At 47.5% G+C, this 7231-nt stretch carries 7 protein-coding genes; all 7 read left to right on the top strand.

Annotated features, from left to right (window positions below; genetic code table 11):
• Positions 1–144, top strand: a 144-nt coding sequence (locus IH879_16595; GenBank protein ID MCH7676546.1) for a (2Fe-2S)-binding protein, incomplete at its 5' end; no start/stop codon positions are given.
• Positions 145–208: 64 nt separating this feature from the next.
• Positions 209–595, top strand: a complete 387-nt coding sequence (locus tag IH879_16590; protein ID MCH7676545.1) for a GxxExxY protein — start codon at positions 209–211, stop codon at positions 593–595.
• Between the two features lie 49 nt (positions 596–644).
• Entirely contained in the window at positions 645–2981 is a 2337-nt protein-coding gene (locus IH879_16585) for a xanthine dehydrogenase family protein molybdopterin-binding subunit (GenBank protein ID MCH7676544.1), read from the top strand.
• Positions 2982–3113: 132 nt separating this feature from the next.
• The gene (tnpA, locus tag IH879_16580) at positions 3114–3581 is read left to right on the top strand and encodes an IS200/IS605 family transposase (GenBank protein MCH7676543.1); all 468 of its coding nucleotides are present in this window, start codon (positions 3114–3116) and stop codon (positions 3579–3581) included.
• A gap of 324 nt (positions 3582–3905) precedes the next feature.
• Positions 3906–5204, top strand: coding sequence for an amidohydrolase family protein (locus IH879_16575; GenBank protein MCH7676542.1), 1299 nt, complete (start codon positions 3906–3908; stop codon positions 5202–5204).
• A gap of 119 nt (positions 5205–5323) precedes the next feature.
• Positions 5324–5734: a protein kinase gene (locus IH879_16570; protein MCH7676541.1), complete on the top strand. Its 411-nt coding sequence runs from the start codon at positions 5324–5326 to the stop codon at positions 5732–5734.
• Positions 5644–7231: protein kinase (locus IH879_16565; protein ID MCH7676540.1), on the top strand; the 1588-nt coding region annotated here is incomplete at its 3' end. The genes IH879_16570 and IH879_16565, both read left to right, overlap by 91 nt.

The raw sequence follows: 7231 nt of genomic DNA, 5'->3' as shown, positions 1-7231 counted from the left end.
TTTTTGATGACTCTGGTTCCTTATTTAAAAGAAAACCCAAATCCAACTGAGGAAGAAATCCGGGAAGCGCTGTCAGGGAATCTGTGCCGCTGTACGGGGTATCAGAATATCGTGGAGGCTGTTAAGTTAGCTACCAAAAAATAATTTACCGCAAAGTCGCTGAGGCGCAAAGACTCTAAAAGAATCTTGTGAGGATGTGAGGATGATGATGAGGAGAGAAAGGTACAATGAACTTTCAGGTATAATTTTAGATTCGTCCATAACTGTTCATAAAGAAATGGGACCAGGATTACTCGAATCGGTTTATGAATTATGCTTAAGAAAGGAACTACAATTACGCGGAATAAAATCCGAACATCAAGTAATTCTTCCTTTATTTTATAAAGGCCATGAAATTAGTAAGGACTTCAGAATTGATTTGCTGGTTGAAAAAGAGATTGTCGTAGAAATCAAAGCAGTGGAAGCCATTCTTCCTGTTCATCAAGCACAACTTATTTCGTACTTGAAATTGGCTGATAAGAGGTTAGGTTTCCTGATTAATTTTAATGTTTCACTATTGAAAGACGGTTTTCATCGTTTTGTAAATAACTTTTAGTTTTTCTTTGCGGCTCAGCGCCTCTGCGGTTAAAAATGGAGTTAAAATTTTGGCAACTCGATATTTCGGTGAACGCATAAAACGAAATGAAGACCCACGCCTCCTCAAGGGCCAAGCCTTGTTCGTTGACGATGTGCATCTGCCGGAGATGCTGCATGTTGCATTCCTGCGCAGCGATTATGCCCATGGCCGCATCAACAGCATTGACGTTTCTGCGGCATTGGAACGGCCCGGAGTGATCGCTGTTTACACCGCCGAGGATTTGGGCGACTACTGGCAGCCGGGTCCGCTCCTGGTGCCGCCGCCCCCCATCAAAAAATTGACTTTTAACGAGTGCACCCAGGTTCCGCTTGCCAAAGATAAAGTGAAACACGTCGGGGAGGCCCTTGCGTTTGTGGTTGCTGAAAGCAGATACATTGCCGAAGATGCTCTCGAAGATATTTTTGCCGACATCGATCCTCTGGATGCTGTCATCGATTTAGAAAAGGCACTTGATTCTGAGGCGCCGCGAATACACGATCAATTGGCATCCAATCTTTCCGCTCATGTGATTCAGGAAAAGGGCAATTACGACGCGGTAAAAAAGAAAGCCGATGTTATCATCGAGCGGCGCTTTTTATACGATCATGGTCTCGCCGCTGCCATGGAAAACCGTGGCATCGTCGCCGATTGGGATGAAAAGACTCTTGAGCTCAAAGTCTGGGACACAACCCAAGCGCCGATTCCGATTCGCAACGGTTTGGCAGCCATGCTCGGTTTGTCCGAGTCTCAAGTGCATGTAATTGCGCCGTTTATTGGCGGCGGCTTTGGCCCGAAAATCATGATGTTCTATCCCGAAGAAGTGCTCATTCCCTGGGTGGCGATGCAGTTGAAGCGTCCTATCAAATGGATCGAAGATCGCCAGGAGAACTTCTTCGCTACCACGCATGAGCGCGGCCAAATTCACGATGCGGAGCTTGCTGTTACGAAAGATGGCAAAATTTTGGGTGTTCGCGATGTCTTTTTGCACGACGCCGGCGCGTATGCACCGTACGGCCTCACCGTCCCCATTAACAGCCAGTGTACTTTGCTCGGCCCGTACGACGTTCCGAATTATTACAGCGAGTTCAAAGCGGTTTTCACCAACAAAACTATTGTGACGCCCTACCGTGGCGCCGGTCGGCAACACGGCGTCTTTGTCATGGAACGGCTTCTCGACTTGGCGGCAAAAGAGCTGAAAATAGATCGAGTTGAGATTCGCAAAAAGAACTACCTGAAACCGGAGGATTTTCCCCACAACCACGAAATCATCTATCAGGATTTTGCCCCGCTGGTTTACGACAGCGGCAATTACGCTCCCGCTTTGGAAAAAGCGGTTGAAATGATCGATTATAAAAATTTCATCGAGAAAGAGCAGCCGAAGCTGCGCAAACAGGGCAAATGTGTTGGCCTGGGAATTGTCTCTTATGTTGAAGGCACCGGCATCGGGCCGTACGAGGGCGCCCGGGTGAAAGTGGACGCCAGCGGCAAAGTCAATGTCGCGACTGGAATCGGCACGCAAGGACAAGGGCACTTTACTTCCTTTGCTCAAATCGTGGCTGACCAATTAGGGGTGGATGTAAAGGATATTCGATTAGTGACCGGAGACACCAAAGAATTTGGCTGGGGTGTCGGTACCTTCGCCAGCCGCGGCGCCGTTGTGGCCGGAAACGCCATTCATGCCGCCGCTGTCGGTGTACGCAAGAAAATTCTTAAAAATGCCAGCGAACATTTTGAAGCTGCCGAAGAAGATTTGGTCATTGAAGATGGCAAAGTTTATGTGAAAGGGGTTAAACAGAAGTCCATAAAATTGGGGGAACTGGCCCAACTTGCGAATCCTTTGCGAGGCGCGGTCAAGCCGGGAACAGAACCCGGTTTGGAGTCAACGGACTATTTTGGTCCCGAAGGCGGCAGCACGGCCAGCGGCGTACACGCAATGATCATTGAGATCGATCCGCAAACTATGATGCTGAAAATTAAAAAATATGTCGTGGTACACGACTGCGGAAAAGTCATCAACCCGATGATTCTGGAAGGGCAAATTCAAGGGGGTGTGGCGCAGGGAATCGGCAATGCTTTTTATGAGCAGTTGGTTTACGATGAATCCGGGCAGCTCACCAACGCCTCTTTTATGGATTACCTGCTGCCGACCGCAAATGATGTTCCGAATATCGAAACAGACCATATTGAAACGCCATCACCTTTAAATCCGCTTGGCGTGAAAGGCGCGGGTGAAGCGGGCGCCATTCCGGTGGGGCCGCTGTTTGCGCAAGCCATTGAGGATGCGTTAGCAGAATTTGATTTGGAAATTCTGGAAATTCCGTTGAGTCCGAATCGCTTGTTTGAGTTGGTTCAGGAGAAAAAATAGATTGCTACTGAGACACCGAGAGCATAAGGTTTTTTTAACTCCGTTAGGAGTGCAATGTTTATAGTCAAACGCCAAATAAAACCGCGGAAACTCCGTAGGAGTGACATGTAGTTTTTCGCACAAGGAATGCAAATGGCAAATACATACACCCAAATCTACATTCAAGTCGTTTTCGCAGTGCAAGGTAGATACAACATGATTCGCAAAGAACACAAAGAAGAGCTGAACAAATTCATAACCGGCATCATTCGGAACAAGAAACAAAAGCTCATTGCCATCAATAACATGCCGGATCATGCGCATATTTTCATCGGCATGAAGCCGAGCATTGCTTTATCCGATTTAGTTCGCGATATCAAAAACAATTCATCGACATTCATCAACGAGAAAAAATGGGTGCGGGGAAAATTCAATTGGCAGGAAGGTTTCGGTGCATTTTCATACGGCTATTCCCAAATGGATGCTGTTGTAAAATACATTCAGAACCAGGAGGAACATCACGCCAGGAAGACCTTCAAAGAGGAATACTTAGAATTGCTTAAGAGATTTCATGTAGAATATGACGAAAAATATCTTTTTAAATGGGTTGAAGATGAATGAATGTTTGGGACAAAGGCCATGTCACTCCTACGGAGTTCACGGTGTTTGGGGTGACATTTAGCTATAAACATTTCATCCCTACGGGATTTTAATGAATTAACAATGAATGCCTGAAAGGACGGAAATGATCGGCCAAACAATACTACATTACAAATAATAGAGAAAATCGGCGAGGGCGGCATGGGCGTCGTTTATAATGCCGAGGACACGAAACTGGAACGCACTGTCAGGAACATCGAGACACAGGAGGGTAACCTTTGTGCCTTTGATAGTTCATTCATAGTCAATCCGGACTAGAAACCATTTCATTTCGTTGGAGGGGATATGTTAAATCGATTACAAGGTGCATTGATTTTGGCCGCTTTTACAATGATTTCCTGCGGCGCTGGAACGCCGCCTCTTGCAACCGGAAGTAAAGTGTTTGTGGGCGCACGAATAATAGACGGCACCGGCGCATCACCCATTGACAATGGTGTGATATTGGTCAGCGAGGGAAAAATTGTCGCCGCTGGGTCTGCAGCAGACGTACAAATTCCCAAAGAAGCCGAACGTATTGACGTGCGGGGAAAATTTATCATGCCCGGCCTAATAAACGCCCACGGCCATGTCGGAGACGTCGTCGGTCTTGAAGGCGGTCACTATTCAAAAGAAAATGTTGATAGACAACTCCGTCTTTACGCGCGTTACGGAGTGACAACCGTGAACAGTTTAGGTGGAGATCAGGCGAGCGGCGCAAATCTGCGGGCCGTCCAAGCCAGCCCCGCCCTTGACAGAGCAAGACTGTTGGTAGCTGGTGAAGTGGTTAGTGGTGAGACAGAGGAGGCGGTTAGAGCCGCCATCGACCGGAACGCCGACCTCAAAGTGGATTATATCAAAATCCGCGTTGATGACAATTTGGGTACCAGCAAGAAGATGACGCCAGAGATTTACCGTACGGTCATCGATTACGCCCATCAAAAACACCTCAAAGTGGCGGCTCATTTGTTTTACCTCGATGACGCCAAATCCCTGCTCAAAAGCGGTATTGATTTCGCAGCCCATAGCGTTCGCGATCAAGAGGTTGATGACGAACTGATTGGGCTTCTCAAAAAAAAGAACATCGGTTATTGCCCGACCCTGGTTCGTGAAGTTTCGGTTTTTGTTTATGAAAGTGAACCGGACTTTTTTAACGATCCCTTTTTCTTGAAAGAAGCTGACCCGGAGGTTATAAAACAACTCAAAAGCCCGGACCGTCAGCAAAGGATTCGCAACAGTACAACAGCCCAGAAAACCAAGAAAGCCCTGGAAGTTGCCTTGGCAAACCTCAAGAAACTTGCGGACGCAGGTGTTAAGATCGCATTCGGCACGGATAGCGGTCCGCCGGCGCGATTTCAGGGGTACTTTGAACATCTGGAATTGGAGCTAATGGCGAAAGCGGGCTTAGCGCCTATGCAGATTATCATCGCAGCAACGCGAGACGCAGCCAGTAGTCTGGGCTTAAGTCATCTCGGCACGCTTGAACCCGGAAAATGGGCGGATTTTATCGTCCTTGGTGCAAATCCACTTGAGGACATAAAAAACAGCCGTTCTATTGAATCCGTGTGGATTGCAGGGAACCGGGTACCTGAGAAAGAGCAATCTTGATTGAGGAATTCGTTTGCAATGATCGGCAAAACCATATCACATTATAAAATTCTTGAAAAACTCGGCGAAGGCGGCACCTGTCCCGTAGGCCAATATTCATTTAGCAGGAGAGTCTTTTGATGATAGACAAAACCATACTTCATTACAAGATTCTGAAAGAAATTGGCCGTGGCGGGATGGGCGTCGTCTACAAAGCCGAGGACACCAAACTGGAACGCATCGTCGCCATCAAATTCCTGCCGCGCCAAATTGCGGTGAATTCTGAGGAGCGTGAAAGGTTCCAGATTGAGGCCAAAGCCGCCGCGTCCCTGAACCACCCGAACATCGCCACTATTCATGCCATCGAAGAGGTGGATGATGAGATCTTCATCGTCATGGAATACATCAAGGGTCAGGAATTGCGAGAATTAATAATTAATAATTCGCAATTGACAATTGTTTGGACTACGCCCGCCAAATCACAGCAGGCCTGCAAGCCGCTCACAAGAAAGGCATCACCCACCGCGATATCAAATCTGCCAACATCATGATCACTGATGAAGATCAAGTTAAAATTATGGACTTCGGCCTGGCCAAGGTGCGCGGCGGCGTGAAGTTCACTAAAGTGGGGACAACCTTGGGAACAGCGGCCTACATGTCTCCGGAACAGGCGCGCGGCGAAGAAGCGGACGAACGTGCCGACATCTGGTCATTCGGGGTAGTGATGTATGAAATGCTCACCGGGAAAATGCCCTTTCCAGGCGATTACGAACAGGCGGTGATGTATTCGATTATGAACGAGGACCCGGAAGGGGTTTCCGAATCCCGGGAAGACATTCCCCTGGACCTCGAAAATATTGTCAATAGATGTCTTCAGAAAGAAACCAAAAACCGCTATCAGAATACCGAAGACCTAAGGGCTGATTTGCAAAAAATTACCGTAGGGACAGGTTTGAAACCTGTAAACGCAGGGGCACGGCGCACCGTGCCCCTACAGAAACGCACATTTTTATATGGCGGAATCGCCGCCCTGATTCTCCTCACCCTTGCCGGCTATTTTTTCCTCGGACGCCAGTCCGCCGCCACCGAACGCGTTCCCATTGCTGTGGTGGATTTTGTCAACCAGACCAACGAACCCGAACTGGACGGCCTCTCCGGCATGCTGATAACGGCGCTGGAGCAGTCGCGGCGACTCAACGTCTTTTCACGTGCCCGTATGTACGATGAATTCAAACAGATGAATCGGCCCGATTTGACATTCGTCGATGAAACCTCGGGCATCGAAATCTCCAAACGCGCCAATATCAGCGCACTGGCCGTTGCCACCATTCGTAAATTCGGTCAACTTTATACAATCGATTTCAAAGTCATCGATCCGCAGACTGGAGACCGGCTCTTTTCCACCAAAGTTGAAGGCAACGGTCAGGAAAGCATACCCGGTCTCCTTGACCAGCTTTCGGAGAAAACCCGCATCGATTTGAGAGAGCCGGACACCCAGGTTCAACTTGCCAGTCGCAGTGTTGCAGAAGTGACCACACCAAATCTTGAAGCTTACCAGCACTATTTTAAAGGTGAAGAACTTATTAACAAGGTTAAGATTTCTGCGGCTCGGGAAGAATTTGAAAAGGCAATCGCTCTCGACTCAACATTTAGTCTCGCTTATTATGGATTGGCTTATACATTAAATTGGGACAGCATGGTTGGAGCACGAGCTGCGATTTTAAAAGCAATACAATACATTGACAAAGTACCAGAAAAAGAACGGCACCTGATAAAGGCATTGTACGAAATTGTTGAAGGAAATTACGAAGGAGCCATAACTCTTTACAAGGAACTGCTTGAATTGTATCCATCAGAAAAGGAAGCACTATACAATATCGGAGATTTTTCCCATCATAATGCTGATTATTCGACAGCGACAATATTTCTTGAGAAAGTCCTCGCCCTCGACCCAACGCATGAAAGGGCTATAGAACATCTAATCTGGAACGCAAGAGAATTAGAGCACTGGGACAAAATGATAGAATATACAAAATTGTATGTTGAGA

The organism is candidate division KSB1 bacterium, assembly GCA_022562085.1.
GTDB lineage: Bacteria > Zhuqueibacterota > Zhuqueibacteria > Oceanimicrobiales > Oceanimicrobiaceae > Oceanimicrobium.
This window is presented reverse-complemented; position numbering and strand designations above follow the sequence as displayed.